The following is a 26,722-nucleotide window of genomic DNA, read 5'->3' as shown; positions in this document are numbered from 1 at the left end:
GACCCTAGGATTCTAATTTATAATAGACCGTCGCCAATGGCGGAATCCGTAACAATAGTGAGTGTGTCAATCCCTGACTCTCCACCGGTTCAGTCGTCGCAGCACTGACTACCTTGTACCCACTACCGCAATATTCCTGATCATCTGAGTTCAAAATCAGACGGTAATTCCCCTGTACCGGCATTCCCAAACGGAAAGCATCATGAGGGACCGGGGTAAAATTACTGACGATGAGAATCCGTTCACCGGATTCACTGATACGTTCATGAGCCAAAATACTGATCTCTGCAGCATCCGCGAGACGCCATTCGAATCCTTCCGGCTCAGAGTCACTCTCATATAATGCTTTTTCCTGACGATATAGGGCGTTCAAATCCTGAGTCAGTTTCAGCACGCCCTGATGCCGTTCATATTCCAACAAGAACCATTGGAGCTGGCTTTCATGTTGCCACTCTCCGGTTTGCCCGAATTCTGTGCCCATAAAGTTGAGCTTCTTACCCGGCTGACCATACATATAACCAAGGTAAGCTCTGAGATTGGCGGTCTGCTGCCATTCGTCCCCCGGCATTTTGTTATGCAGGGATCGCTTGCCATAAACCACTTCATCGTGAGAAAGCGACAGAATATAGTTTTCGCTGAATGCATACAACAGTGGGAAGGTCACCACATTATGATGGTATTTGCGGTGTACCGGGTCGTGCTGAATATACTCAAGACTATCGTGCATCCAGCCCATATTCCATTTAAAACCGAACCCTAGCCCACCGACAAATGTCGGCATTGAAACCCCGGGAAACGCAGTCGATTCTTCAGCAATGGTCATGGCATTGGGGAAATGTTTATATACTTCCTCATTCATCCATTTTAATGTCGCGATGGCATCATAATTCTCCCGTCCCCCATCAATATTCGGAATCCATTGATTATGGCTGCGCGAATAATCGAGATAGAGCATGGAAGCCACGGCATCAACCCGAATGCCGTCAATGTGGAATCGGTCAAACCAGTACAACGCGTTGGAAACCAGAAAACGGCGCACATGTTCACGCCCCATATCATAGATATAAGAATTCCAATCCTGATGCCAGCCACGACGTGGGTCCGGATCGTGATAGAGCGGCGTCCCGTCAAAATTATTCAGACCATGTCCGTCAGCCGGGAAGTGTGCCGGCACCCAATCCAATACCACACCGATATTCGCTTGATGACACTGCTCGACAAAATACTTGAAGTCATCCGGTGAACCATAACGACTGGTTGGTGCAAACAAGCCTATCGGCTGATAGCCCCACGACCCGTAAAAAGGATGCTCGGCCACCGGCATCAGCTCAACATGGGTATACCCCATATCAATCAGGTAAGGAACCAACAGATCAGCCAGCTCCCGATAGTTAAGAAATTGCCCATCAGGACCAAGTTTCCATGAACCGACATGCAATTCATAAAATGACAATGCTTCTTTGCGTTTTTCCGTGATTGGTCGGTTTTGCCAAGCCTCATCCTGCCAGACATAACGCTCATGATCATAAGTCACAGAAGACAATGACGGAAACTGTTCAGCGTAGAATCCCCACGGATCGGCTTTATGGGGTAACCCTTCACCATTCGGACCTTTGAGCTCAAATTTGTATTGTGTACCTTCCGTCATGTCCGGAATAAAGATGCCCCAGATACCATAATCAAGTCGCTGCATCGGATGACGCCGTCCATCCCACTGGTTAAAGTTACCGATCAGAGAACAAGATGAAGCGTGAGGCGCATAAACTAAAAAGCGAATCCCCTCGATCTGCTTACCGCCTCGTTCCAGCGTGACGAACTGCGCACCAAGATGTCGATACATCTCAATTGGAGTATGTAAATCATCATATTCGGCATAGATTGCATGGTACTGGTACGGATCATCAAGGATCTGCTCTCCCCCTTTCCAGCGCACCAACAAACGGTAGTGGGTCAAACGTAACCCCGTTTCCGACTGGAGAATAAAACCACCACCACTCTCTTCCGGCGACATTTCAATCGGGTCTTGTTCATCGAGTAACACAAAAACTTGGAGCGCACCGGGCATCCACACGCGAAGAACCCCTTGCTCGGGAGAAATAAATGGCCCTAAAAAGGCAAATGGATCAGCAAATGAAGCCTGTACCAGTTTCTGATAAGTCTGCTGTTTTTTTGTCAACTTCTGCTTCTGAACGGTTTTCAATATCCTTACTCCTAGCCTAACGAACCTGTCTGTTTACCCGTAAGCAAACCGATACCCTATCTTGACGCGGTCAATCTGTTGATAAAATCGATCTGTTGATAAAACAACCTAATCTGCAGTGTACAAAACAACCCGATATGATTGAGTGACAGCAATTCAATTTATCGATGACGCCTGTCACAACCTACCGTTGTTGTGCTCTCATCGCCGAAATGCGTGCTGCCAGCCGTTGTATCTCGGGCTGTGAAAGTAATGTTTCTAACGGTTGACTGAGCTTACGTCGCCAATTGGGATATTCCTCAACCGTTCCCGGAATATTGACGGGGTTATCCATTTGTAACCAATCTTCCAGTTGAACACTCATCAGTGCCGATGCACCGGCAGCCATATGTAAATGCATGGCCTCACACAGCGCGTCACTCATCGGTACGGTCATCGCATCCCGTCCGACACTTTCAGGCAGCAAACCATGCCCAGCGATCGAATCCAAAATCGCTTGTTTATGATGTAAGCGGACATCCATTCTGAATTTGAATTGCGCCTCATCAGGATAAAGACCGATGTCGTGCCCCATTTTTAGATCAAGACAGTGCCAAAACCCTCGTAACGTCGGCATGTCATGAGTACATAGTACAGACATCGACTGAACGGTATAATGGGCCGGAGAAAAATATCCCCCGTCCTCAGCCGTTTGAAAAAAGAAAATTTTATAGGAATAAATACCGGCATCCGCTAACAGAGCAACGATTTCTTGTGGGACGGTGCCTAAATCCTCACCAATGATACTGCACTGATGGCGGTGAGATTCGAGTGCTAAAATGGCGAGTAGTTCATGGACGCGGTAATAAAAATAAGCCCCTTCCGTCGCCTTTTCTCCCCGGGGAATCCACCAAAGTCGCAGCAATCCCAGAATATGATCGATCCGCAAGGCGCCACAAGATTTCATGTTGGCACGTAGAAGCTGAATAAAGGGTTCATAAGCCTGATGTCTAAGCGTCAGCGGATTGAGTGGGGGCAAGCCCCAGTTCTGCCCAAGTGGTCCCAGTTCATCCGGTGGCGCACCAACACTGACATCGAGTAATAAATCGCCCTGATCCGCCCAAACTTCAGCACCGGATTCAGCAACACCAACCGCAAGATCGCGATAGAGTCCAATCACCATCCCCTGCGCTTCAGCAGCACGTTGGACTTCCTGAATCTGTTCATCAGCGATCCATTGCATGTAAAGATACAAATTGATGCGCTCCTGATTTTCGCGCAGATAATCTTGTACCGCTGCACAGTGAAAATGCCGATAGTGCTCGGGGAAAACCTGCCATCCCCAAATATCGGCATCTTGCTCACACAGGTCAGCATGAATGGCATCAAAGGCTGCCTGCGATAGTAAGGACTCACCACCTTGCTCAACAAAATCATGAAATGCCTGTCCACGTTCAGTCAGTGAATCCAAATGCTGATGTTTGAAGGTCGCATAGAGCAGCGGCAGAATGGACATTTTCAGCGCAGTAACATCGGTATACTGAACCCACTCACTGGCTCTGACCGCACTCAGGCGTTGGCAGAAATCGGGACTCGATATCCGTTGCTGTGCCTCTGGACAGTCGCTCAATTCAGGAATCGCACTTACATCAATGTATAAAATGTTCATCCAACGACGAGAAGAAGGACTGTATGGGCTAGCACTTTCAGGATAAGCCGGGAACAAAGCATGAATAGGGTTTAAGCCGACAAAATTTGCGCCCAATTCCGCCATTTTGATCACAAGCCGTTTCAAATCACCGAAATCACCGATCCCCCAGTTCTGCTGTGAGCGCAGGGTATACAATTGCACACTGGGGCCCCACAATTTCTTTCCTTGCTGTAATGCGGGTTGTTTGAAACACGCAGGGGGAGCCACAATGATTCGAGCCTGATAAGGGCTCTGACGCCCTTTGCGTAACACAAATAAGGTGTGATACCCCATGGGAAGCACGGTCGATAAAGAAAAAACCAACGGCCCGCCTTCATCACGCGCATCGCTGACAATCTGCGACTGAAGGTAACCTTCGTAACGCTCTCCTTGCTCTGTTTCCAGCGTCCACTGAAAATCACTTTCTCTTGCACTACTGCCAAGATGCAACGGCACTTCGATGACTTGATCGGCCTGACCAAACAAAACCGGCTCCAGTATCGGTTGTTTATGAATTCTCTCCGCCGAATGAAGTAATGCTTCCTGTGACTGCGTCTCGTAACCTAACGCATTGAGTAAGTATTCAAGCGTCTGACGACTGACAACCGATTCTTTGCCTAAATTACTGGTATAACGTTCGGCAATCCCGGCTTGACGGGCGACCGCCAATAAGCAGTCTTGTTCAATTTCCATGGGTGCTCCCCTGATATGAAGTGATGACACTCTAGTCACCGTTCGCGTCCGATGGTCAGCCGTTCTCAACCACCGCCGGCATACCACGCCATCACCTTAGCGTGGGACCGATTTAAGCTTCCATATATGGTCGACATAATCACGAATACTTCGATCTGAACTGAATTTACCGACCAAGGCTGTATTCAAGATCGCTTTTTTCGCCCACCCTGCCGTATCGCGATACTGCGCATCAATCTGACCATGCGCTTCGATATAGGAAGCAAAATCAGCAAGCACCAAGTAAGGATCACCGCCATCCAAAAGACTTTCATAGGTGGCTCTGAGTTTTCTCGGTTCTCCGGGAGTAAATTCTTCACCGTTCAGTAAATCAAGCGAAGCTTTGAGTAACGGATCCGCATTGTAATAATCAAATGGGTTGTATCCGCTAACTCTGAGACGATTGATATCCTCGACTTCTAATCCAAAAATATAGATATTCTCATCACCAACTTCTTCCCGAATCTCAACGTTTGCCCCATCCATCGTTCCGATCGTCAACGCGCCATTCAGCGCCATTTTCATATTGCCGGTCCCGGATGCCTCTTTACCTGCCGTTGATATTTGCTCAGACACATCCGCTGCCGGAATGATGATCTCAGCCATACTGACCCGATAATCGGGAATGAATACAATTTTCAATTTGTCATTCACCCGCTCATCACTGTTGATCTTCTCCGCGATCTTATTAATCGCATAGATAATCTCTTTGGCAAGGTAATAGCCCGGAGCGGCTTTAGCCGCGAAAATGAACACTCGGGGCACCATGTCAAAATCGGGATGATTGAGCAATCGGTGATACAGCGAAAGAATATGCAGCATATTCAAATGTTGCCGCTTATATTCATGAAGCCGTTTAATCTGCACATCAAAAATAGCGTCGGTATTCAGCTCAATGTCCATATTGGCTTTGACCCACTTAGCCAGACGGACTTTGTTGTCTTTTTTGACCGCCATAAATGCCTGCTGAAACTCGCTATCATCAGCCCATTGAGTGAGTTGTGCGAGCTCATCCAGCGCAACTGGCCAGTGATCCCCTATTTTTTCGGTAATGAGATGGGATAATCCCGGATTACAATACTGCAACCAGCGCCGGGGGGTGATGCCATTGGTGACATTCTTCAGCCGATTCGGATACAGTTCATTAAATTCGGGAAATAGGTCTTGTTTCACCAACGCAGAGTGGAGTGCGGCAACGCCATTGACCGCATAGGATCCGACAACAGAAAGGTTTGCCATTCTCACCATCCGGTGAAAGCCTTCCTGAATAATCGAAAGCTTTTGCTGCTTATCACCATCTCCGGGCCATTTTCCCCGAACTTCCTGTAAAAAGCGGTGATTGATTTCATAGATGATTTCCATATGGCGCGGTAACAGACGCTGAATCAACACCTCATCCCATGTCTCCAACGCTTCAGGCAACAAAGTGTGATTGGTATAGGCAAATGTCTGGCGACAAATGCCCCATGCATCTTCCCAAGACATGTTTTGTTCATCGACGAAAATCCGCATCAGTTCAGGAATGGCAATAGCTGGGTGGGTGTCATTGAGCTGAATTGTTTCATACTGGGGCAACTCTGCCAGTTGATGTCCTGCCGCCTGATGACGGCGAAGAATATCCCGGACAGAAGCAGCACTGTGAAAATACTGCTGCATCAAACGCAGTGTCTTCCCTTTTTCATGGTTATCATTCGGATAGAGCACTTTGGTAATGTTGCCGGCATCAATCAAACCGTGCTGTGCCTCAAAGTAGTTGCCGTTGTTAAAGCTTTCTAAAGAAAATGGTGCAATCGCCCGACATTCCCATAAACGCAGCGGATACACCGTCTCACTTTTATATCCGACCACCGGAATATCCCATGGCATCCCCTTAACCGTCATGCCCGGAACCCATTTGCGTTTTTCCTGCCCGTCAACCGTTTCGGTGGTGACATAACCGTAGAAACCGATTTCCTGTGCCAGTTCTGGTCGTGCAACTTCCCACGGATATCCTTCAATCCCACACCAGGCATCCGGAGCTTCTTTCTGGTGGCACTCTTCGAACGACTGTTTGAACAAACCATATTCATAATGCAGTCCATAACCGACTGTCGGAAATTCCTGTGCCGCCAGTGAATCCATAAAACAAGCAGCCAAACGTCCTAAACCACCGTTCCCCAACGACGGATCTCGTTCTTCTTCAAGCAGGTCGGTTAAATCAAGCCCCAGATCAGCCACGGCGTCAGCAATAGCTTCATAAACGCCCATATTGAGTAAGTTATTACCGGTCAAACGGCCAACCAGAAATTCCAGAGAAAGATAATTGACACTTTTCGCATTCAGAATCCGCTCATCCTGCTCAGTTTCCAATAGGTCAAATGTGGTGAGTTCTGCTAACGCGCGGGACATGGCCAAATACCAAGAGCGCTTAGTCGCATTTTCGACGGTTGTCGCGTAAGTTGATGTCAGATGACGCTTAACATTCTCCAGAAATAACGTCTTATCAAACGACTTCTGCAATACTGCTTTCATCGTAACCCCTCCCAAACAGGTAACGAGCTGACTGAAATCCGCCTCCGCCAGTCTAGGAACGAAGATATGTCAGATATGAAGAGACTGTTGCAGTCACTTCCGTTCAGTCATAAAAATCATATGGTATACAGCAGCCTTACCATGTTGAAATGTGATGCATGTCAACTTCTGTGTTGGGCATGATTCACAATACCTTTAGATAGTAACCTTAGTCGTAAAATTGAACTCCTTGTGTCTTTTCCAGTCAATAAAGTCTACAAAAAGTGACAAATATCACATATTGATAACATAATATCTAATCAAAGTGCCAGTGATATAATATTTTTTTCTCAATTTTTCGTCTTAACCAGACTTAGTCAACGGCTTCCAAAGTTACAATATCAGAATGTAAGTAAACACTTACAATCAGTTGCGTTCTATTCAGAAAAGCATATAGACAAGAAAATTCACAGATGTGTGATTGAAGGTGATAAAAATAAAGGCATCAAATGATGCCTTTACAATGCTTATATGACGATCTATGCGACTCAGAAACTCAGTGGAATCAGTTCAATACCGAGGACGGCACTGAAGCTCATCACCACAATCAACGAGTGCTTGAACACCGTTTTTGACCATGCTTCGAAGTTATCCGACGTCATGCGACGGAACGTCACTCGGGTCCACATAAAGCAAACAACCGAAGCAACGACCAAGTATTCGTAACTTGTATTGCCGACGAGGTATAACCCCAACGCCACCACATTGAAGGCAACCACATAAGCCATCATATGTTTGCGAGCTTTATCGATCCCTGCAACCACCGGCAGTACCGGAATCCCCGCCTGACGGTAGTCCTGAAGCCTGAACATCGCAATCGCATAAGAGTGCGGCATTTGCCATAGGCAGAATAAGCTAAACAGCAAAACACCTTCGAGACTGATGTAATTGGCGACTGCCAGATAACCAGCCAATGGTGGCACTGCGCCAGAAATACTCCCAACCAGTGTGCCGTAGACAGACATCCGCTTGTACCACATCGTATAAAAGAATACGTAAAAGACATAACCCAATAAAACCACAACAGCGGTCAGTGGGTTGGTCTGTTGGTACAGCAGTGCTGTTCCGGCAAGTAGCAAGACAATGGCGTAGATAAATGCATGATCGACATTAATCTCACCACGTACCAACAATCTTTGGCTGGTACGTGCCATTTTGCTATCAATATCACGGTCAAAAATATTATTGATGACACACCCTGACGCGATGATCAAAGCTACACCGGCCAGCGTACAAAGCAGTAACATTGATGTTGCTGATTCAGTCTTAGCTGCGAGAAAAAATCCCGCAGCCGTAGAAATCAGGTTCCCAACGATAATGCCCGGTTTGGTGATCGACAGATACCCTTTAATCATCAGTCTGCGCCTACATCATCATATTGATGTTCAGGTTCCACATAATCCAGATAGAACCCGCTATCAGGATCAGAACAACAATCGCGGAAAACACCAGTGAAATAAAATTCCAGCGACCTTCACTCGTCTTGGTTTCCATATGCAGGAAGTAGACAAAGTGAACAATCACCTGAACAATGGCACAACCGAACAGAACAGCAAATGTCGTCCCGGTCGATAGGCTTTGTGTCGCAGCATAGTAAAAAGGAATAATCGTTAAGATCAGAGAGGCAACAAAGCCAATCACATATCCCTTCACTCCTGAGTCAGCGTGTTGGTTACTCATGATGTCACCCCAACTAAATAAACGAATGTAAATACACAAATCCAGACGATATCAAGGAAGTGCCAGAACAAGCTTAGACAGCCAAATCGAGTTTCGATCATGTCAGTCAGCCCTTTGGTATTCAATTGCCAGAAACATACGAACAACCAAATCAAACCAAAGGTCACGTGAAGACCATGGGTTCCAACCAGCGTAAAGAATGCAGACAGGAACGCACTGCGATCAGGTCCATAGCCTTCGACAATCAAATGATGGAATTCATAGATTTCCATCCCGATAAAGCCGACCCCAAACAAGAAGGTAATCACCATCCACAACTTCAGGGCACCGATCTGTTTGCGTTTCATCGCAATCATGCCAAAACCAAAAGTAATACTACTTAGCAGTAGCAACATGGTTTCGACAAAAACAAATGGTAACTCAAAGATTTCTTTACCACTGGGACCACCAGCGGTTGCATTAGACAGCACTGCATAAGTTGCAAACAACGATGCAAACAAAATACAGTCGCTCATTAGATAAATCCAGAAACCGAACAGCTTGTTACCACCGGTATCATGGTGGTGATCATGTGCGTGAGCTGCAACAGAATTAGCCTGCATACTTCACCTCCATATCATCTTTCGATTGAGATGCCGCCTTTGCTTTCGCAACTTGAGCGCGGTGCTCATCTTCAATCGCTTTGATTTCATCCACCTGAACATAATAATCAACGTCGTCGTTAAAACTATGCCAAATACTCGTGACAACAATACCGATAAAGCCAATCGCTGCCAGCCACCAGATATACCAGATCATTGCGAAACCAAAGACCAGAGAACATGCAGAGACATACATACCTGTCGGGGTGTTTTTCGGCATATGAATCGGTTCATATTCGATTTCTTCATCAAGCGAATGCTCTCCTTTCTGTTTCTGATACCAGAAAGCATCGATCTCATCCCCTTTCGGGATCACCGCAAAGTTATAAAACGGTGGTGGAGAAGAAGTAGACCATTCCAGCGTCCGGCCATCCCACGGGTCGCCTGTGACATCACGGTTTTGCTCACGATCTCTGATACTAACAACGATCTGAGTCACCTGACACAATACACCAAGAGCAACAATCGCTGTCCCAATCGCAGCTGTCGCAAGCAGTGGGAAGTAATCAGAGCTGATATCCTGACTCAAACGACGCGTCATCCCCATAAAGCCAAGTGCATACAATGGCAGGAAGGCCATCAGGAAGCCAATCAACCAACACCAAAAGGCACGGCGTCCCCATGTTTCATTCAAAGTGAAACCAGTTGCTTTCGGGAACCAGTAAGTAATTGCAGCAAAGCAGCCGAAGACCACACCACCGATAATGACGTTATGGAAATGCGCAACCAAGAATACACTGTTGTGTAGCACGAAATCTGCACCGGGAACAGCCATCAGAACCCCAGTCATCCCACCAACACTGAATGTAATCAGGAATCCGATTGTCCACATCATCGGTGATGTAAACTGAACGCGTCCTTTGTACATCGTAAACAACCAGTTAAAGATCTTCACCCCTGTCGGGATCGATATGATCATGGTTGCGATACCAAAGAAGGCGTTTACATTCGCACCCGCGCCCATTGTGAAGAAGTGATGCAGCCAGACAATAAAGGCCAGAATCGTGATGGCAATCGTTGCCCACACCAGAGACGTATACCCGAACAGCTTTTTGCGCGAGAAGGTCGCGGTCACTTCAGAGAACACACCGAAAACAGGCAGAATAAGGATATATACCTCAGGGTGACCCCATGCCCAGATCAAGTTGATATACATCATCATGTTCCCACCCATATCGTTGGTGAAGAAGTGGAAACCCAGATAACGGTCTAACGTCAATAGTGCGATCGAAACAGCAAGAATTGGGAATGAAATAATGATCAGAATGTTGGCACACAATGAAGCCCAAGTGAAAACTGGCATCTTCATCAGTGGCATTCCCGGTGTACGCATCCGCATAATGGTGACAAAGAAGTTCACCCCGGTCAGCGTGGTCCCGACACCCGATATCTGTAGTGCCCAAATCCAGTAGTCAACCCCGACCCCCGGACTCGCACCGATACCTGACAGCGGCGGATAAGCCAACCAACCGGTACGGGCAAATTCACCCAAACCCAAGGACAGGTTAGTCAAAATCACACCCACAACAAACAACCAAAAGCTCAGGTTATTCAGATACGGGAAAGCAACATCACGCGCTCCAATCTGTAGCGGCACAACAATGTTCATCAAACCGATAACCAGTGGCATTGCCACAAAGAAAATCATGATGACACCGTGAGCAGTAAAGATCTGGTCATAGTGATGTGGCGGCAGATAACCGGCTTCACCAGCAGCAGAAAGCGCTTGCTGACTTCGCATCATCACCGCATCGGCAAAGCCACGGATGAGCATGACCAATGCGACCGCAATGTACATAAAGCCTAATTTTTTGTGGTCTACCGAAGTAAACCATTCATTCCATAGATACTGCCATTTACCAAGCCGCGTTACCCAAATCACGACGGCCAAACCGACAACCGCAATTACCGAGAGGGTAATCATGATAATGGGCTCATGGTATGGAATGGAGTCCAGTGTTAATCTTCCAAACATAATCTCATCACCCTTCATGCTCAGCCATCGAATGATGACTCATTGGTTTATCCATATCCATATCCAGTCCATCTCCCATATGCATATTCATACTACCAGGGAACTGGGTTACCACATCGTTGAATAGGCCATCTGGAATATGAGAATAATAAGTGACGGGAACATCGATGCTTGGCTTCGCTAAGGCACGATAATCGGCGAAATCATGAATCTGCTGTTGAGAAGACTTCACTTTCTCAACCCATTGTTCGAAGCTGGCCATGTCCGGTGTTGCCGTCGCGGTGAATTTCATATGTGAGAATCCGTCACCACTAAAGCTTGCAGCAATACCTTTATAATCCCCAGCATGATTGGCAATCAAATGCAGACGAGTCACCATACCGGGCATCGCATAGAGTTGGCTGCCCAATCGAGGGATAAAGAAAGAGTTCATAATGTTATCTGAAGTCAGCTTGAACTTCACCGGAACATCTTTTGGAAATGCAACATAATTCACCGTTGCAATTTTCTGTTCCGGATAAATGAACAGCCATTTCCAGTCAAGCGACACCACTTCAATTGTCATCGGCTTCACATCACTTGCTAAAGGCCGAGAAGGTTCAAGATGGTGCGTTGAACGCCAAGTGATTGTCGCCAAAATGACGATAATAATGATTGGGATCGTCCAAACAACAAACTCAATCTTTGTTGAATGGGACCATTCTGGTGTGTACTCTGCGTTCGAATTACTTGATCGATATTTATATGAGAAGTAGATCGTCATCAGTATCACAGGGATAACAACGATCAACATCAGGAACAGAGCTGTAATGATCAACTCTTTTACCTGAACACCCACCTCTCCTTTGGGATCAAGTAGCGCAAACTTACACCCTGAGAGCATCAGCACTGTGAGTAACAGTCCGAGTCTCGATATGATGCTTTTATATCGTGAGGCTTCCATTTACTTATACTTTCTCTTTTTGGCAGAGACCCTGATAACCGACATTTCCTTATCAAGACTCCGCAGTTGTTTTTAATAAGAGTATTTGAATCTGCAACAAATTATCCTTACCTGATACAAATTATTTCAACTCTACGAAATTGTGATATTTCACATCCAGCTCATCGAGATGATAAATATATTTGTTACAAGAAATAACACTTTGTTACATCCGACACATCATAGTAACAATACGTCGAGGGGCACTATATTAAAGTGCAATCTTAAGTTACGCAAATCTGACGTCCAGAAAAAGTGAATCCACCGCATCTACGAAATTGAATACATAATTTCTTGTTATCTATATACTTTTTAGAATAGATTTCACTTTCTGCCAGACATTCCCAACAGTGTTTCTTTTTTTCGTTATAATTTATGAGCTCTATCACGGAACACAATGCAACTTCTTTTATAAATCGATGAATACTGAGCGAATGAAAAATCATGATTTGTGATGCCAATCGAATCCGAAAGACATAAAAAAACGCCCCGAGTTATACAAGGGGCGTTTTGCAATCCGTTTGTCATGAAAGCGAGAATGAGCGGCTACTCAATCTCCGCATTATGATAAACCTGTTGTACGTCATCGCTATCATCCAACAGATCAAGAAACTTCTGGAATTTCTCAGCATCTTCTCCGGCAATTTCAGTCCGGTTTTGTGGCACGAACGTAATTTCTTCCACATCCAAAGTGACGTCAGGGAAAGCCTCAGTCAGCGCAGTCTTCGCTTTGAAGAATTCTGTGTGGGGTGCAAATACAGTCATCACACCATCTTCCAGTTCAATATCGGTTACATCAACATCAGCCATGACTAATGCTTCTAACACCATTTCTTCATCATCACCCTGAAACTGGAATACGGCTTGATGATCGAACATATGCGCAACAGTCCCCGGGCTGCCAATTTTTGCCCCCGTTTTCACAAAGCACTGCCGGACATCCTGATAAGTTCGATTGCCGTTATCCGTTAAACAGTCGACTATCACACTCACACCACCGGGGCCAAACCCTTCATAACGAGCTGGCTGGTAATCTTCACCCGATCCTCCCGAGGCTTTGTCCAGCGCTTTGTCGATCACATGTCCGGGAACCTGATCTTTCTTCGCTTTAGTGATCAAGTGTCGCAAAGAAAGGTTGGTTTCCGGATCGGCCCCCCCATTTTTTGCACACACATAAATCTCTTTGCCGTATTTGGAATAAACTTTAATCTTTGCGCCTTGAGTCTTCGCCATGGAAGCTTTACGCACTTCAAAACTTCTTCCCATCGGGATATTCTCTCTCATTAATTGAACGTGACGGATTGTAGAAAAAACACAGAACCATTTCAATTTCTGCCAGTTCAGGGAGCGGCTTACATCACGCCCATGACCCTTTTATATTTATCCACTGATTGTTGAAAGCATGTCTGTTCATCGGTTGTTCGCAACGTTTCCTGATGCTGAGTGAAGACTTCAGGCCCTGCCTTTCCCTGTTTCAGTTTCCAGACTAAAAAGGCAGCCTGCTTATCCAACTCGATCCGATTCTTCTCTTCAGCACTCAATTCTGCAAGATTAAAAGACATGAAATCACCCGCCATTTATAAACAAGTCATGCAATATACCACAGGAATCAAGAAAATTAAGCGCTAACTGAGGGTTCACTAGTCGCTCTCATTCAGAAAAAAAGGGCAGCGAAGCTGCCCTTTTTTATCCAATATAAAACTTAATGAAGTAAGCCAAGTTCCCTAGCTTCTTCAAGCGTTAAACCACTTTCACGAATTTCTCTCATCACTTCAATCCGGCGTCGGGCTTCGGCTGACTTGAGGGTTTTCGTAGGTTGTTGCAATTCAACTTCGTCCGTGAAGTCCCATTTATTTGCGATGTTCGTCATTTCATCATGGTCGATTGAATTGATAGACATAAATCACCTCCGGACAAACCATGTTAGGGACACGTATTCTATAGCGAAGCTGAAAAACCTTGTTAAGCAAAATTATCTAAGATTGTGATAATGGCTATAGTTCTGTAAAAATATTGACAGATGTAAAAATAAAATTTTGCGTCTACTCGAACAGCACGGTACTTTTGAAGGATTACTCTCGATCTTTTGCTTAACCATTTCCCCCGACTTTCCTCAATAATTTTCCTGATCCACATCATATGCGGAACAATGATCAAGGATGTGATTGTATTCATGAAGTGATTCGTCATATTCAATTGATTTGATGACCGAGTTGATAGTGAATACGCTCATTTTCTGACAGGCAAAAAAAAAGCGAGCATGGGGTGCTCGCGAAAATGCTAAGTATGAATATAACAACGTGAACCTAACCAATGACATCGGTAGGATATCGGTTGTCTTTCGAAGTAGAGAATAGCGGTCTCAACACTCGCTTCTGTCAGGAAGATGTCAGAGCTATGTAAAGACAATCAGGGTTTGTCGCCTTCGTTCCATTTACCGTTCGCCTGCCTTTAAGTTGCTCAGATACCAATCGCCACTTCATCAAGCACTAAAAACACCGACTCGTCCAAATGCCCTTCACTAATCTGTTTACACACTTTGCGCCGCACCGCCAATCCTGAGATTAATCGTTCAATTGACAAATGTTTATTACGACTACGGGAATTATACAGCTCAATCGTCTTGCTCAGGATTTCGTAAGGGAGCACTGTATCGCCAACCTTTAGCCAATCGAGCTTATCAATCAACTCCTGACACTCTTCTCGGATTAATGATGGGGAGTGTCCGGTCATCGCAGATAAAGCGCTTATGCTGCGTTCCAGCGCCTCCTGTGAGGTATATTTTGATAAGGTTATCGTAATTTCATCAGCATTGATCTCTACCAGATGTTTACGTAATTTGACCCGGCGGCCTAAATTGCCTCTGGGAGATGGCGCTTTACGTTGGATGGGTTCAAACTCACCATCAATAATTGAAGCAAGCTCTTCCAGTTTTTGCTTAGAGACCATCTCATGGCGAAGTGGATTCGGTAAAGTTGGCGCCATGTTGCGTTTGCCGGCATTGGTTGTTCTCGCTCTGGAGAAACGCAACACTTCTTCAACATCGCATTTAATGTCTACTTCATAATCCGAAAGTTTACCCTTGGCATAGATTGATCGGACAGAAAGGTGATATCCCCATAGATTGACGACAAATAGATCATCATCCCCTTTCCCTTCGGATAAACGCCGTAACTCACGGATTAGATCCATCGAAAAGCGTCGCCATTCGATATTACGGGCTAATTTCTGATTCAGTTCAGACAACAGCATGGTTTCATGATGTCGACGAGACATCCGGCTCCGAAAATAAGAATAAAGTTGGAATACCAGCGTATGCTGTTTCAGAATTTCTGGTGGAAACAGGAAAAAGTAGTCCCGCGTCAGCAGTTCTTCATAAAATGAAGGTTCCCAAACCAGGATATAGAGATTGGGTTTGATCTTAATCTCACCATCAGCCCCTTCAACCGGAGCTTCTTCTGAAGCCGTGATCGTTCGGGCCAGAAAGCGGAAACGATCACTTTTAAATCCTTCCGGCATATTTTCACTGAGCCAACGCCCGGTGAGTTCATGGAGCTGAAAATCAGTAAATTCAATGCGATCAATACTGTCTCGGATTGAGTCTCTCGCCGGCCCGCTATCCTTCTTGCCCCGAAGTGACAAGATATCCGTGATATACAGTGGTGTCTTATTCGGAATCTGTTTCGCGTTCAAATGATATTCTTCACGCTGATGATCATGGTATTGAACGGTTAATGTAAACAGGGCAAACAGTGTCATCAGATCATCAACCGTCATAATATTTTTGGATGATCTTGTTTCGATCACAGCACGAGTCCCAGAAATTGAAACCATTGACTTCTGGTAATTTTTACGTGTTCTTGGCGGTGCTAATGCCTGGTCAATAATCCCAGCCCAATTGGTTGGTGAAACCACAAATTGATCGGCTTCATCTTTGATTGCAGGGGGGGTATTTAACCCATATTCATTTAACAGGCGTTGATTAACTTGTGTTTGTGCCAGCGCTTTTGAACGTTTTTGTTTCTCTGACTGTTTTACCGATTCGGTAATCAGGCTGGTGGCTCCCAATGATGAGATCAACTGACTGGGGTTAATAAATTTATGCAGCATTGTTTTGCCCGCAAGACCTTCCTCGAACCGGACAGGAATTTGTTCGAAGAGACCAACACTGACAGCTGCACGTAACCGCTGTTGAATTGCGGCTCTGGTCAACTGTCCATCTGCGGCCTCAATCAGCTCTGTTGTTGAAACTAAACCATCTTTACTACTCATGCCTTTTAAAGAAACTAAATTTAGTAGTTCAATGATGCTTCTGGTTACCCCTTTAAAGTGCTGATACTGTTCTATCCAATTGATCGATGATTCTGATACTTGAAATAGATGTCCATCTTTATGATTTCTGGGAGCTTTAATTAATATTTTTTCGTGGGTGCTCATATTCCTGTCCATATCACATTTGATGTAATATTGATATTTTTCCGAGCTTATAGAAAAAGATTCTATAAATAAAGAAAAAAATTATGGCTCTTAAAAACTGATCTTTATGATTATTAATGATCTAATATGTTTATATGATCTTATGATCTGGGCAAGAAAATGCTCGTAATTATCTGTTATAAAACAATATTTTTATTGAGCTGCTGAAAGCATGATCATGGTTGGTCAGGAACGATGATCAATAAGATATTGAAAGCATGATCATTAATTGGCTGAAGCATGATCATTTGTATTTCGGAATCATGATCATTGTCTTTTTTGAAGCATGATCAAGATGGACTCACAACTTATCCACATCCTTGGTCTGTTGGTGATTATTAATCAGATGGCATTTTGCTTCAATTCTGGACAACACCGTAAGCATGATCAAGGTATCTGGTTTCTCACTTTCCATTCCTAACGATTTTGCAGACTTTTGATCATCGAAAAACACATTTTTTTGGGAGAGAACTCGATATATATCACGCTCTGTCGTTACGTAAGCATGATCAAGGGTGGTGATGCCCTACTTTCCGGGATGTCTGTCATTTCAATTTAGCGACAAATCCAGATAAATACGACCTATCCCCCTGTTGAATTGACACCTCCCGTAGTTATAGCAAGAAAACTCATGCTTCCGAGATAAATTCATCTTGATCATTGTTCCGAATATTTGATCATAAGATCATGAATGAATTCACTGAATTTACATTGTTCATATCCCTTGATCATGCTTCTATTTCTTCTTTGACTCTTGGAAAAATGATCAAGGGGTCATGCCATGATCATTCTTCCGGTCGGTTGCTTCTCGTTTTATTATCCATATGTGTGATTGACTTGATTGAATGACGATTCACGACTGATATTTTTCTTTATTCTGGCATTTCTGAGATTTTTTTTGACAGAATAAGATCCATTGTAGACGAACGAGCCCCTTTTTTTAAGGCGTTTGACTGGTAAGATGTTCGGATTTTCAGCGTCTTAGAGAAAAGAAGTGTAAAACATGTTCGCGATCAACGCTGATAATAGCGGTTTTGGAAATATCGTATGCAGTTGAAATCGCAATCACCGTAAGTATCACGCTTCTTTCAATCGTTCCGGTATCGTCATTTATGGTCATCGAGGAGGTGTATTACGACCTATGGTTTTAGTATCGACAGAACCTCATCACCATGAAATATGATTCTAGTTATAAAGGAAGCAGTTCGTCTGATGGGGAAAATGAAATTTACATTGTAAAATGTGACAATGTAACACTTTTATGAAATGTTGTTTTTAAGGTAGAGCTGAATCAATTTTTTGATGTAAAATTTCATTTTTTTCATTAAATCGTCTCTTAGTGGACACTTAACTGTGATATTAATCTAAAATTGACCGTACACCTTTTTATTGTCAACAAATAAAATTGCTGTACAATAGCATCATGTCACTCATTACGGATATTGGCAATGAAGAGAGAACAAACCATAGATAATCTCTACCAACTCGCTGAACAAACCAAACAAGTTCAGGCGGATCGGATTGAAATCGTTCTTGAAGAACGTAAAGACGATCACTTTCCCCCAATGTCTAAGGCATTGATGGAAACACGTTCCGGTCTCACGCGCCGAAAACTGGATGAAGCTATTGCAAAAATGGAAGCTGAGGGGCATCAGTTTACGAAAAATAATGCCAATCATTATTCTATCTCTCTTGCTGAAGCGCATATGTTGATGGATGCGGCCGGCGTGTCTACTTTCCATCAACGTAAAAAGAATAATGAGAATAAGCCTTGGATTATTAATGTTCAGAATCAAAAAGGTGGTACGGGAAAATCGATGACCGCAGTTCATCTGTCTGCCTGCTTGGCCTTAAATTTGGATAAAAGATATCGTATTTGCTTAATCGATCTAGATCCTCAAGGCTCATTACGGCTATTTTTGAATCCTCAGATCAGTACAGAAGAAAATGAAAGTATTTTCTCTGCGGTGGATATCATGCTGGACAATGTGCCGGAGAATACGACGGTGGATCGTTCTTTTTTGAATAAGAATGTATTGATGTCGACCCAGTACCCGAACTTGAAAACCATTTCTGCTTTTCCTGAAGATGCGATGTTTAATGCTGAGGCATGGCAATATTTATCACAAAACCAGTCACTGGACATTGTCCGTCTCTTGAAAGAAAAGTTGATTGATAAAATTGCTGATGATTTTGATATTATTGTCATCGATACGGGACCGCATGTTGATCCTTTAGTCTGGAATGCGATGTATGCGTCTAATGCGCTTTTGATACCATGTGCAGCAAAACGTCTGGATTGGGCATCAACGGTTAACTTTTTCCAGCATTTACCAACCGTTTATGAAATGTTTCCTGAAGATTGGAAGGGACTTGAGTTTGTTCGTTTGGTACCGACGATGTTCGAGGATGATAATAAGAAGCAAGTTTCTGTTTTGACGGAGATGAATTATCTGCTCGGAGAGCAGGTGATGATGGCAACGATACCACGGAGTCGGGCATTTGAAACCTGCGCTGATACCTATAGCACGGTGTTTGATTTAACTTCCGGTGATTTTGAAGGAGGGAAGAAAACACTGGCGACAGCGCAAGATGCTGTTCAAAAAAGTGCATTAGAGCTTGAGAGAGTGCTACATACACATTGGCCATCGTTGAATCAGGGGTAAGAGAATATGGCAATGAAAACATCAGAATTAAACGCAAAACTGTTTGGTAAAGCCGATAAGCGCCGGGCAACAACCCCACAAGAGGCGCAAAACGCTGCAAAAGAAAAAGCACATGTCATCGAATTGGCTGTGGCTGGCAAAGATTTAGTCACCTTTGAATTACAGCGTATACCAGCAGATCGTATTGCGACCCAAACGACCGTTTTTGAACGGAATGCCCGTGAACAGTCGTTTCTGAATGAACATGCATTGTCTGATATTTTGAGTACACTGCAAGACCGGGGGCAACAGTATCCAGCCGTTGGACGACGTTCAACTGACGGTATGATTGAAGTGCTCGATGGTAGCCGACGTCGTATGGCATGTCTCCTGGCAAAGCAGGACTTCCTCGTTTATGTGGCGGCCGGAATCAATGAAGATCATGCCAAATTCTTGTCTGACGTGGCGAACGCGCACAAGCCGTTATCTCTTTACGAAAAAGGTAAAGAGATGCAGGCGAAACTGGATAGTGGTGAGGCGGATGATCAAAAAGCTTTAGCGAAGATGTTTCAATGTAGTGAAGCGCTCGTGAGTGGTGCTTTGAAAGCTGCCGCTTTGCCGCTTGAGTTACTTCAGGCTTACCCGAATGTTGTTGAGCTTGGTCGCCCGACGATCGTAAAACTTCATAAACAATATAGTGTGTTAGATGAGGAACAGCGGGCGCAACTCTTAGATAAATGCCGTGCCGATGGGGAATTTGTCTGGCAAAAAAGTGAGGTTCAAGGTGTTGCTCGATTGACCAAAGAAGTGACGGAAACACTGGAACAGTGGATGGCTTCTCTGGCACCGAAGCAGAAAGCTGCCTCTCATAAAATTGAGTTAGTCAAAGGGCGCGCAAGTTATACTCGCAAAGGTAGCCAGTTAGTGCTGAATCTAAAGCGGGTTGATGATCAGCTCATGGATGAATTATTTGAATTTATCCAGAGTAAGATGAACTAACGTCTCGATTTATGCTTGAAATAAAAAAGCCCGGTGATTCACCGGGCTTTTTTGAATCCTGAATTCCTCATGAGAAACACTTCCCTTTCCTCAGATGATTTGTATGATGTGATACCAATACTTCTGTTTTTATGGCTTTGCGATGATGTGTGCTTTTTCTGAGGTTCTTTCTCCATTACGGTCTTATTTGACACAAACGTTCTGCCGTGCCGGTATTGTGTTGAGAGGGGCGCCAGAATGGACTGAAGCCCGACTATTGCAATTAAAAGACCATTTTGGTGGTCGGCATATACAGCTTGGCGGCCATTCCAGAGAAAGATATGACTGGTTTGATGTTAAGTCCGGTCGGCGCTTACTGGGTCAGGAATGTGGGCTGTTATTGGTTGATTTATCGATTGGGTTTGATGCCGACAGTTTTAATGCCGCGCTTGGAACGCTACAAGGTGGCGGGATTTTAGTCGTTGTTGATGCCCCTGAGTGGGCTGAAAATTTAAATCCGGCCCAACAGTGGTTACGACGTGCCTTGGATAAACTGATATTGGTGGATGAGTTACAGCCGTCTGTTAAAATCGATTTTCCACCGCAACCATCGACGCGAGTTGAGTGGTTTGAGCAACAGGAACAAGCGATTGAGTCAATTGTTCATGTCGTCGAAGGGCACCGTAAACGCCCCTTCGTATTGACTGCGGATCGTGGGCGGGGGAAAAGCAGTGCACTGGGCATTGCAGCATCCGTTTTAATGAAGCGTCGTTCATCCATTCAAATCATTGTTACTGCTCCTGCCTTTTCGTCGGTTGACCCGATCTTCAGCCATCTTCAACGAATGCTGCCAGAAGGACAAATACAGGGGAAGGCATTTATTTATCAGCAAGCCAAACTTCAGTTCATCGCCCCGGATGAACTCATTTATGAACGTCCGGGCTGTGACCTACTCTTGATTGATGAAGCCGCTGCAATGCCGATATCGATGCTTACTTCTTTAACCCATCACTATCATCGTCTCGTTTTTTCGACCACGATTCATGGTTATGAAGGATGTGGCAGAGGGTTCACGCTTAAATTTTTACCGTGGTTAAAACACAATCGACCCGGTTTAATACATCAGACCTTATCAACACCGATCCGCTGGGCTGAAGGCGATCCACTTGAGAAGTGGCAATATCAGACTTTTTTGCTTGATGCTGAGTTACCCGCCATCGAGGATGTCTCCGATGGCCCAGTTCAGTATCGTCACCTTACGCGTGACGAGTTGCTGAATGAGCCAGCGTTGTTCGCCAATCTCTTTTCTTTACTCATCAATGCCCACTATCAAACTACACCGAATGATTTAATGGGTATTCTTTCTGATTCGAATATCACAGTCTTTATTGCGCAAAGAGCGCATCATCTTGTGGGATGCATTCTTGCAATACAGGAAGGTCCGTTATCGCCAGATGCAGTTGAAAGAATTCAACGCGGTCAGCATCGTCCTAAAGGACATCTTGTACCGACATCTTTGGTGAACCAACTCGGATTATCGGATGCGGCTGGTTTGACTTGTTGTCGAGTGATGCGTATTGCGATTCATCCTGCTTGGCAAGGTCGAGGATATGGCGCTGCACTACTTTCTGAATTAACTCGTCAATGCCCGACTGACTATATCGCTACCAGCTTTGGTGCGACTTCAGCGCTTCTGCAGTTTTGGGGAAAAAATGGTTTTCATCCAGTGAAGATTGGTTCGCGTAGAGATCAAGCGAGTGGCTGTTATTCCATCGTGATGATTTACCATAATTCGTATTCGTGGTTTGAGTCTGCGAGAAAACAATTTTCATACTATTTCTTACATGCCTTAAAAACAGAGCTGACTCGATTAGAACCTGATGTCGTCCGGCAATTGTTAAAGATGAGCGTCAATTTACCGATAGTCGATATACCCGTCGCATTGATTCGAAATTATGCTCAAGGCGGTTCCAACTATGAGAGTGTCGCTGTATGGATATCTCTCTATATGTCAGCCCTTTCGCCTGAGTATGTCGACATGCTTGACGACTTATTGATAGAGAAAGTATTACAGAATCAGGCGTGGTCAACGATAGTTGCTCATTCCTCTGTCACTGGCAGGAAACAAATTGAGCAGATAATCCGAGATAATCTTTCATCTATTATCACTCGCGAGTTTACAGTGTAAATTTGAGTTATAGTCCATCAACCAAATTTGCCTATTTACAGTGTAAATCTGCTAAGTTGGTGACCCAGCACTGAATTTTCAATAGCGCTTATTTAGTTGCTGTCATGAGATGAGTAAAATATGAGCAAACAGAATGGATTGCGATATGTACGATAAGGGCGCGTAGATGTGGAAGAGAATCTTATCTATTACAGAAGATAAAAAATCAGTCATCGCGAATCTGAAACCGATAGAAACGCTGAGTAAGAAATTATCGAAAAGCGGAATCATGGAAGCTTTAGCAAATATAGGTGCCTCTAAGTTCTATTTGGATCAGGATGTATTAGAACGGTTTATCAATGTTGCTAATGAAGGCAAAGGCGATGCTTATAAGGACACTGTCGTTGCGAAGCGTCTTCATGCGCAAGTGAGGGTTGAGTTAGCAGATCAAGACATGCTTGCGAGTATGGTGGTTGTGGGCGCATATGGTGGCCGAGGATTGCTTGGTAGTGATTTAGTTTATGCACTTGCTCAGTCAAAAGTGACCAAAGGTATTAATAAGACAGCACTGAAAAAAGTTTTAATCGTGAGCAGAACGCTCTCCCCCGGAGAGGTGTTTGTTCAGCCTATCGCACGAGGGAAAAATCCTGTCAACGGTGTCGATACGAAATTTATTCCTTTAGTTGATGATGTGAATAAGCGTGTGTTGGCGCCACAACAGAAAAAAAACTCGTCAAAACTCGACATGAGAAATTTGGGGGAGACCATTACGGTGGGAGAAGGCGATGAAGTGATGCGCCGGATACCCGCTACCAAAGGGACGCCCGGTTATACGGTTCAAGGGACGATTATTCCGGCAAAACCGGGGAATGATTCCCCCATGAAAGAAGGCAAAGGCACCACCTTTTCTGCGAAAGACCCCAATATTTTAGTCTCGACGACTTCCGGAATGCCGTTGATCAAGGAACGAAGTATCGATGTTGATAATGCATTATGTATGCAAAATATCAATGTGGGGACGGGGCATGTAAAATTTAAAGGGGCCTTGATTGTCGCTGGCAATATTGAATCCGGAATGATTGTCCGTGCGACCGGGTCTATCACCGTTGGCGGATTTATTGAATCTGCAGATGTTCAGGCTCAGGGCGATATTCAAGTTGGGAAAGGGATCATTGGTCATACGACTGCCGATGACGAGAAGCGCACTTGCACGGTAAAGTCTGGTACGACAATTAAAGCCAATTATGCGCAGTATTCTGAAATTCAGGCACATGATGATATTCATCTGGCCGTGCATAGCATTAGCAATAATATTCGTTGTGGGCAGGATCTGTATGTCATCGATGAGAAAGAGAAGCAAGGAACGTTAAGTGGGGGCATGGCTAAAGTCGGCGGTAAACTCATCTGTGTCAATCTTGGGGTTGAGGGAGATACAGCAACGCGTGTTGAAGCGTTTGGCTGCTATGCGAGTTACAGAGAGCGCTTGGAACAATATAAAGAACAATACAAACAGACACAGGCCAGAACGATGGACATTGTCCGTCGGGAATTAGAATTTAATAAGAGACCCAAAGAAAAACGAACTGAAGAAGAGCGAGAAGAGATCGAACGTCTGAAACAAGAAACGAGTGAGCAGATGGTTAAAGAGAAAGATAAGCTCGCAGTGATGGAAGATGAATTTGAAGATATGTTGAGGGAGAATACCATTGAAGTCAAAAGTAAAGTGTTCAGTCATGTGATTGTTCAATTCGGCGATGAGCGTATTGTGATCAAGCGATCTCATGGCCCTAGTATTTTTAATTTCACCCAGTACGAAATTAAATGTAGTTCTCTATTAGATGAAAATGATGTTGTCTCTGAAATTTGATTTCATATCACGGCAACATCAATTTTATTGTTTGCTGATGGGGGCGTTAAACAGCCCGGACGTTTCCTTGACGCAGATTATTTAGCACTTCCTCTTTCGCGCCATCTGCAATCACATAACCTTTTTCCATCACGATAATACGATCGACAATATCCAGCATTGATGTTTTATGCGTGATGAGTATCAGTGTTTCATTGGGGGTTAACTGTTTCAATTGATGCTTCACGTGCATTTCTGAACGGTTATCCATAGCACTGGTCGGTTCATCCATTAATAGTACGGGAGGGCGACCTAACAAGGCTCGAGCAATTGCTACTGCTTGTTTTTGACCACCGGAAAGTAATTGTCCACCTTCCCCGACTTGCCGTTCCATTCCGGCTGCATCCTGTTGAGTAAACATCGTTACACCGGCACGATTTGCTGCATCGAGCATATCTCGATCATCAACTAATGGTCTTCCGAGTGTAATATTTTCTCGAATTGTCCCGAAAAATAGCAGACTATCTTGTGGCGTACAGCCAATATTTCTACGAATATCAATGTGATGTAGCTGAGAAATATTGGTGTCATCAATACGAATGTGGCCTTCTGTGGGCTTATACAATCCCATGATTAAGCGCTCTAATGTGGTCTTTCCTGAGCCTACTCTGCCGATAATTGCGACTTTTTCTCCGGGATTGATGGTGATACTGACATCACGAATCGATGCGGTCGCAGAGCCAGGGTAGTGAAAAGTCACGTTGTCTAATTCGATTTTGCCTTTAAAGATGGGGCGATGAATATAGCGTTTCCCTTCCTCTTGCTCATCAGGCATCGCCATAATGCCTTCGATTAACGTGAAAGCTGATTTGGCCTGCGTATACCGAGTCGAGAGTAAAGAGAGCTGAATCATTGGCGCAATTGCTCTGCTACTGAGCATTGTAGCTGCAATCATGCCCCCCATGGTCAAGTCACCTTCAGAAATCAAATAAACACCGACAATAATCATCGCGATGTTACTCACCTGCTGGACAAAACCCGCAGCGTTCTGAATACCATTGGTTATTTTTCTGCTTTTTATATTCCAATTCGCCATATGTGCAACCGCTTCTTCCCAGCGATATTGGAATTGACTTTGTGCACCGAATAGTTTGACGGTTTCTAAACCGGAAAGGCTTTCAATCAGATTGGCATATTTCTGAGACGCGAGTCTGGAGCCTTCTTCGATTGCGACTTTGAGTTTGGGCTGAATCAGGTAAGAGTAACATGCTAACATCATCACACCGACAATCGGAACAATGACCAATGGGCCTGACATTAACCAGATGAGAAATAGAAATAAGAAGGCAAACGGCAAATCAATCAGTGACGAAATCGTTGCAGAGGTGAAAAACTCCCGGATTGACTCGAATTCTTGTAGGTGTCTGGCAAATGCTCCGACAGAAGGGGGACGGTTTTCCATACGGATGCCCAGCACCTTACTGTAGAGTTTTGAAGAGATCAGAATGTCTGATTTTTTTCCTGCGACATCAATGAAATAGCTTCTGAGCATTTTCAGGGTGATATCAAACAGAAAAATACAGACGATACCGCTGGAAAGAACCCAGAGTGTTTCAAATGCGAGATTCGGTACGACTTTGTCATATACTAAGCGGGAAAACATTGGTGCGGCAATTGCGAAAGCATTGATCAGCAGTGACGCTATCAGTACATCCCGGTAAATTTTTTTCGACTGCCAAATGGTACTCCAAAACCAGTGACCTTGATTTGTTTTTAAGACTTCCGGAGATCTTTCATCATAACTGAACTGCTTTTTGACCATAAAATAGCGGCCGATATAGCGTTCTTCCAGATCCTGAAAAGAATAGGAGATCGGGACCATACCGGATGACTCTGTGACGACTTCAGCTTCTTGTTGCTCTTCATTAATACTGAGTAATACACATGATTCGCCACCTTTCAGCAAGAGCACGACGGGGAATATCAGTCGAGGTATATCGCTCAATTTTGCGCGGTTTTCTTTGGCAACCAATCCAGCCCTTTCTGCTGCCCGAGGGAACAAAAATGGGGTGAGTCTCCCATCTGATAACGGTAATCCATTAATCAGCGCTTCCGGAGAGTTCGCTAAGCCATAATACCGACTGATATAAATCAGCGAATTGAGTAATGTATCTTGCATTC

Annotated in this window: 17 protein-coding genes; 4 read left to right on the top strand and 13 right to left on the bottom strand. The window is 44.5% G+C overall.

The genetic code is table 11. From position 1 onward, the window contains the following. Positions 1 to 4: 4 nt before the first annotated feature. The 12 genes from glgB to MKS89_RS15800 all read right to left on the bottom strand — a co-directional run bounded on the left by glgB (position 5) and on the right by MKS89_RS15800 (position 16,866). Entirely contained in the window at positions 5 to 2,176 is a 2,172-nt protein-coding gene (glgB, locus tag MKS89_RS15855; protein ID WP_373636466.1) for a 1,4-alpha-glucan branching protein GlgB, read from the bottom strand. A 208-nt stretch (positions 2,177 to 2,384) separates the two neighbouring features. Further along, complete coding sequence (gene malQ, locus MKS89_RS15850; protein WP_373636470.1) at positions 2,385 to 4,556, bottom strand: 4-alpha-glucanotransferase; 2,172 nt, start codon at positions 4,554 to 4,556, stop codon at positions 2,385 to 2,387. A 102-nt stretch (positions 4,557 to 4,658) separates the two neighbouring features. Then, entirely contained in the window at positions 4,659 to 7,112 is a 2,454-nt protein-coding gene (locus MKS89_RS15845; RefSeq protein WP_072954190.1) for a glycogen/starch/alpha-glucan phosphorylase, read from the bottom strand. Between the two features lie 527 nt (positions 7,113 to 7,639). Next, entirely contained in the window at positions 7,640 to 8,506 is an 867-nt protein-coding gene (cyoE, locus tag MKS89_RS15840; RefSeq protein ID WP_072954188.1) for a heme o synthase, read from the bottom strand. Positions 8,507 to 8,516: 10 nt separating this feature from the next. Next, positions 8,517 to 8,831, bottom strand: a complete 315-nt coding sequence (gene cyoD, locus MKS89_RS15835; protein ID WP_038184500.1) for a cytochrome o ubiquinol oxidase subunit IV — start codon at positions 8,829 to 8,831, stop codon at positions 8,517 to 8,519. Next, a complete protein-coding gene (cyoC, locus tag MKS89_RS15830) occupies positions 8,828 to 9,433 on the bottom strand; it encodes a cytochrome o ubiquinol oxidase subunit III (RefSeq protein ID WP_072954185.1) in 606 nt (201 codons plus the stop codon). The genes cyoD and cyoC overlap by 4 nt, the downstream gene beginning before the upstream one ends. Next, complete coding sequence (gene cyoB, locus MKS89_RS15825) at positions 9,423 to 11,447, bottom strand: cytochrome o ubiquinol oxidase subunit I (protein ID WP_072955045.1); 2,025 nt, start codon at positions 11,445 to 11,447, stop codon at positions 9,423 to 9,425. Before cyoB ends, cyoC begins: the two co-directional genes overlap by 11 nt. A 7-nt stretch (positions 11,448 to 11,454) precedes the next feature. Then, positions 11,455 to 12,390, bottom strand: coding sequence for a ubiquinol oxidase subunit II (gene cyoA / locus MKS89_RS15820; RefSeq protein ID WP_072954183.1), 936 nt, complete (start codon positions 12,388 to 12,390; stop codon positions 11,455 to 11,457). A 585-nt stretch (positions 12,391 to 12,975) separates the two neighbouring features. Next, entirely contained in the window at positions 12,976 to 13,695 is a 720-nt protein-coding gene (locus tag MKS89_RS15815) for a YebC/PmpR family DNA-binding transcriptional regulator (protein ID WP_072954181.1), read from the bottom strand. A gap of 86 nt (positions 13,696 to 13,781) precedes the next feature. Next, positions 13,782 to 13,991 (bottom strand): DUF3283 family protein, encoded by a 210-nt coding sequence (locus MKS89_RS15810; RefSeq protein WP_059122793.1) that lies wholly within the window; start codon positions 13,989 to 13,991, stop codon positions 13,782 to 13,784. 140 nt (positions 13,992 to 14,131) lie between these two features. Beyond that, on the bottom strand, positions 14,132 to 14,329 hold the full coding sequence (locus MKS89_RS15805; RefSeq protein ID WP_072954178.1) for a PA3496 family putative envelope integrity protein: 198 nt from the start codon (positions 14,327 to 14,329) through the stop codon (positions 14,132 to 14,134). 560 nt (positions 14,330 to 14,889) lie between these two features. After that, positions 14,890 to 16,866 (bottom strand): replication initiator protein RctB domain-containing protein, encoded by a 1,977-nt coding sequence (locus tag MKS89_RS15800; RefSeq protein ID WP_072954175.1) that lies wholly within the window; start codon positions 16,864 to 16,866, stop codon positions 14,890 to 14,892. A gap of 1,487 nt (positions 16,867 to 18,353) precedes the next feature. Here MKS89_RS15800 and MKS89_RS15795 point away from each other — a divergent pair. The 4 genes from MKS89_RS15795 (at position 18,354) to MKS89_RS15780 (ending at position 24,562) form a co-directional block, all read left to right on the top strand. Next, positions 18,354 to 19,571 (top strand): AAA family ATPase, encoded by a 1,218-nt coding sequence (locus MKS89_RS15795; RefSeq protein ID WP_072954172.1) that lies wholly within the window; start codon positions 18,354 to 18,356, stop codon positions 19,569 to 19,571. 6 nt (positions 19,572 to 19,577) lie between these two features. Next, positions 19,578 to 20,549 carry a ParB/RepB/Spo0J family partition protein gene (locus MKS89_RS15790; RefSeq protein WP_072954169.1) on the top strand — a complete coding sequence of 324 codons (972 nt, stop codon included), beginning with the start codon at positions 19,578 to 19,580 and terminating at the stop codon, positions 20,547 to 20,549. 142 nt (positions 20,550 to 20,691) lie between these two features. Beyond that, positions 20,692 to 22,716 carry a tRNA(Met) cytidine acetyltransferase TmcA gene (locus MKS89_RS15785; RefSeq protein ID WP_083571240.1) on the top strand — a complete coding sequence of 675 codons (2,025 nt, stop codon included), beginning with the start codon at positions 20,692 to 20,694 and terminating at the stop codon, positions 22,714 to 22,716. Positions 22,717 to 22,882: 166 nt separating this feature from the next. Beyond that, positions 22,883 to 24,562, top strand: a complete 1,680-nt coding sequence (locus tag MKS89_RS15780; protein ID WP_072954166.1) for a flagellar assembly protein A — start codon at positions 22,883 to 22,885, stop codon at positions 24,560 to 24,562. A 46-nt stretch (positions 24,563 to 24,608) separates the two neighbouring features. Here the strand turns inward: MKS89_RS15780 and MKS89_RS15775 are convergent, their stop codons facing one another. Continuing rightward, on the bottom strand, positions 24,609 to 26,720 hold the full coding sequence (locus MKS89_RS15775; protein ID WP_072954164.1) for a type I secretion system permease/ATPase: 2,112 nt from the start codon (positions 26,718 to 26,720) through the stop codon (positions 24,609 to 24,611). Between the last annotated feature and the right edge of the window lie 2 nt (positions 26,721 to 26,722).

This window comes from Vibrio gazogenes (assembly GCF_023920225.1).
Classification (GTDB): Bacteria; Pseudomonadota; Gammaproteobacteria; order Enterobacterales; family Vibrionaceae; genus Vibrio; species Vibrio gazogenes.
This window is presented reverse-complemented; position numbering and strand designations above follow the sequence as displayed.

What these genes read in the sequence shown, in the direction of transcription:
- MKS89_RS15845 (WP_072954190.1), bottom strand. Translation starts at nt 7,112, where the DNA reads ATGAAAGCAGTATTGCAGAAGTCGTTTGATAAGACGTTATTTCTGGAG.
- cyoE (WP_072954188.1), bottom strand. Translation starts at nt 8,506, where the DNA reads ATGATTAAAGGGTATCTGTCGATCACCAAACCGGGCATTATCGTTGGG.
- cyoD (WP_038184500.1), bottom strand. Translation starts at nt 8,831, where the DNA reads ATGAGTAACCAACACGCTGACTCAGGAGTGAAGGGATATGTGATTGGC.
- cyoC (WP_072954185.1), bottom strand. Translation starts at nt 9,433, where the DNA reads ATGCAGGCTAATTCTGTTGCAGCTCACGCACATGATCACCACCATGAT.
- cyoB (WP_072955045.1), bottom strand. Translation starts at nt 11,447, where the DNA reads ATGTTTGGAAGATTAACACTGGACTCCATTCCATACCATGAGCCCATT.
- cyoA (WP_072954183.1), bottom strand. Translation starts at nt 12,390, where the DNA reads ATGGAAGCCTCACGATATAAAAGCATCATATCGAGACTCGGACTGTTA.
- MKS89_RS15815 (WP_072954181.1), bottom strand. Translation starts at nt 13,695, where the DNA reads ATGGGAAGAAGTTTTGAAGTGCGTAAAGCTTCCATGGCGAAGACTCAA.
- MKS89_RS15810 (WP_059122793.1), bottom strand. Translation starts at nt 13,991, where the DNA reads ATGTCTTTTAATCTTGCAGAATTGAGTGCTGAAGAGAAGAATCGGATC.
- MKS89_RS15805 (WP_072954178.1), bottom strand. Translation starts at nt 14,329, where the DNA reads ATGTCTATCAATTCAATCGACCATGATGAAATGACGAACATCGCAAAT.
- MKS89_RS15800 (WP_072954175.1), bottom strand. Translation starts at nt 16,866, where the DNA reads ATGAGCACCCACGAAAAAATATTAATTAAAGCTCCCAGAAATCATAAA.
- MKS89_RS15795 (WP_072954172.1), top strand. Translation starts at nt 18,354, where the DNA reads ATGAAGAGAGAACAAACCATAGATAATCTCTACCAACTCGCTGAACAA.
- MKS89_RS15790 (WP_072954169.1), top strand. Translation starts at nt 19,578, where the DNA reads ATGGCAATGAAAACATCAGAATTAAACGCAAAACTGTTTGGTAAAGCC.
- MKS89_RS15785 (WP_083571240.1), top strand. Translation starts at nt 20,692, where the DNA reads ATGATGTGTGCTTTTTCTGAGGTTCTTTCTCCATTACGGTCTTATTTG.
- MKS89_RS15780 (WP_072954166.1), top strand. Translation starts at nt 22,883, where the DNA reads ATGTGGAAGAGAATCTTATCTATTACAGAAGATAAAAAATCAGTCATC.
- MKS89_RS15775 (WP_072954164.1), bottom strand. Translation starts at nt 26,720, where the DNA reads ATGCAAGATACATTACTCAATTCGCTGATTTATATCAGTCGGTATTAT.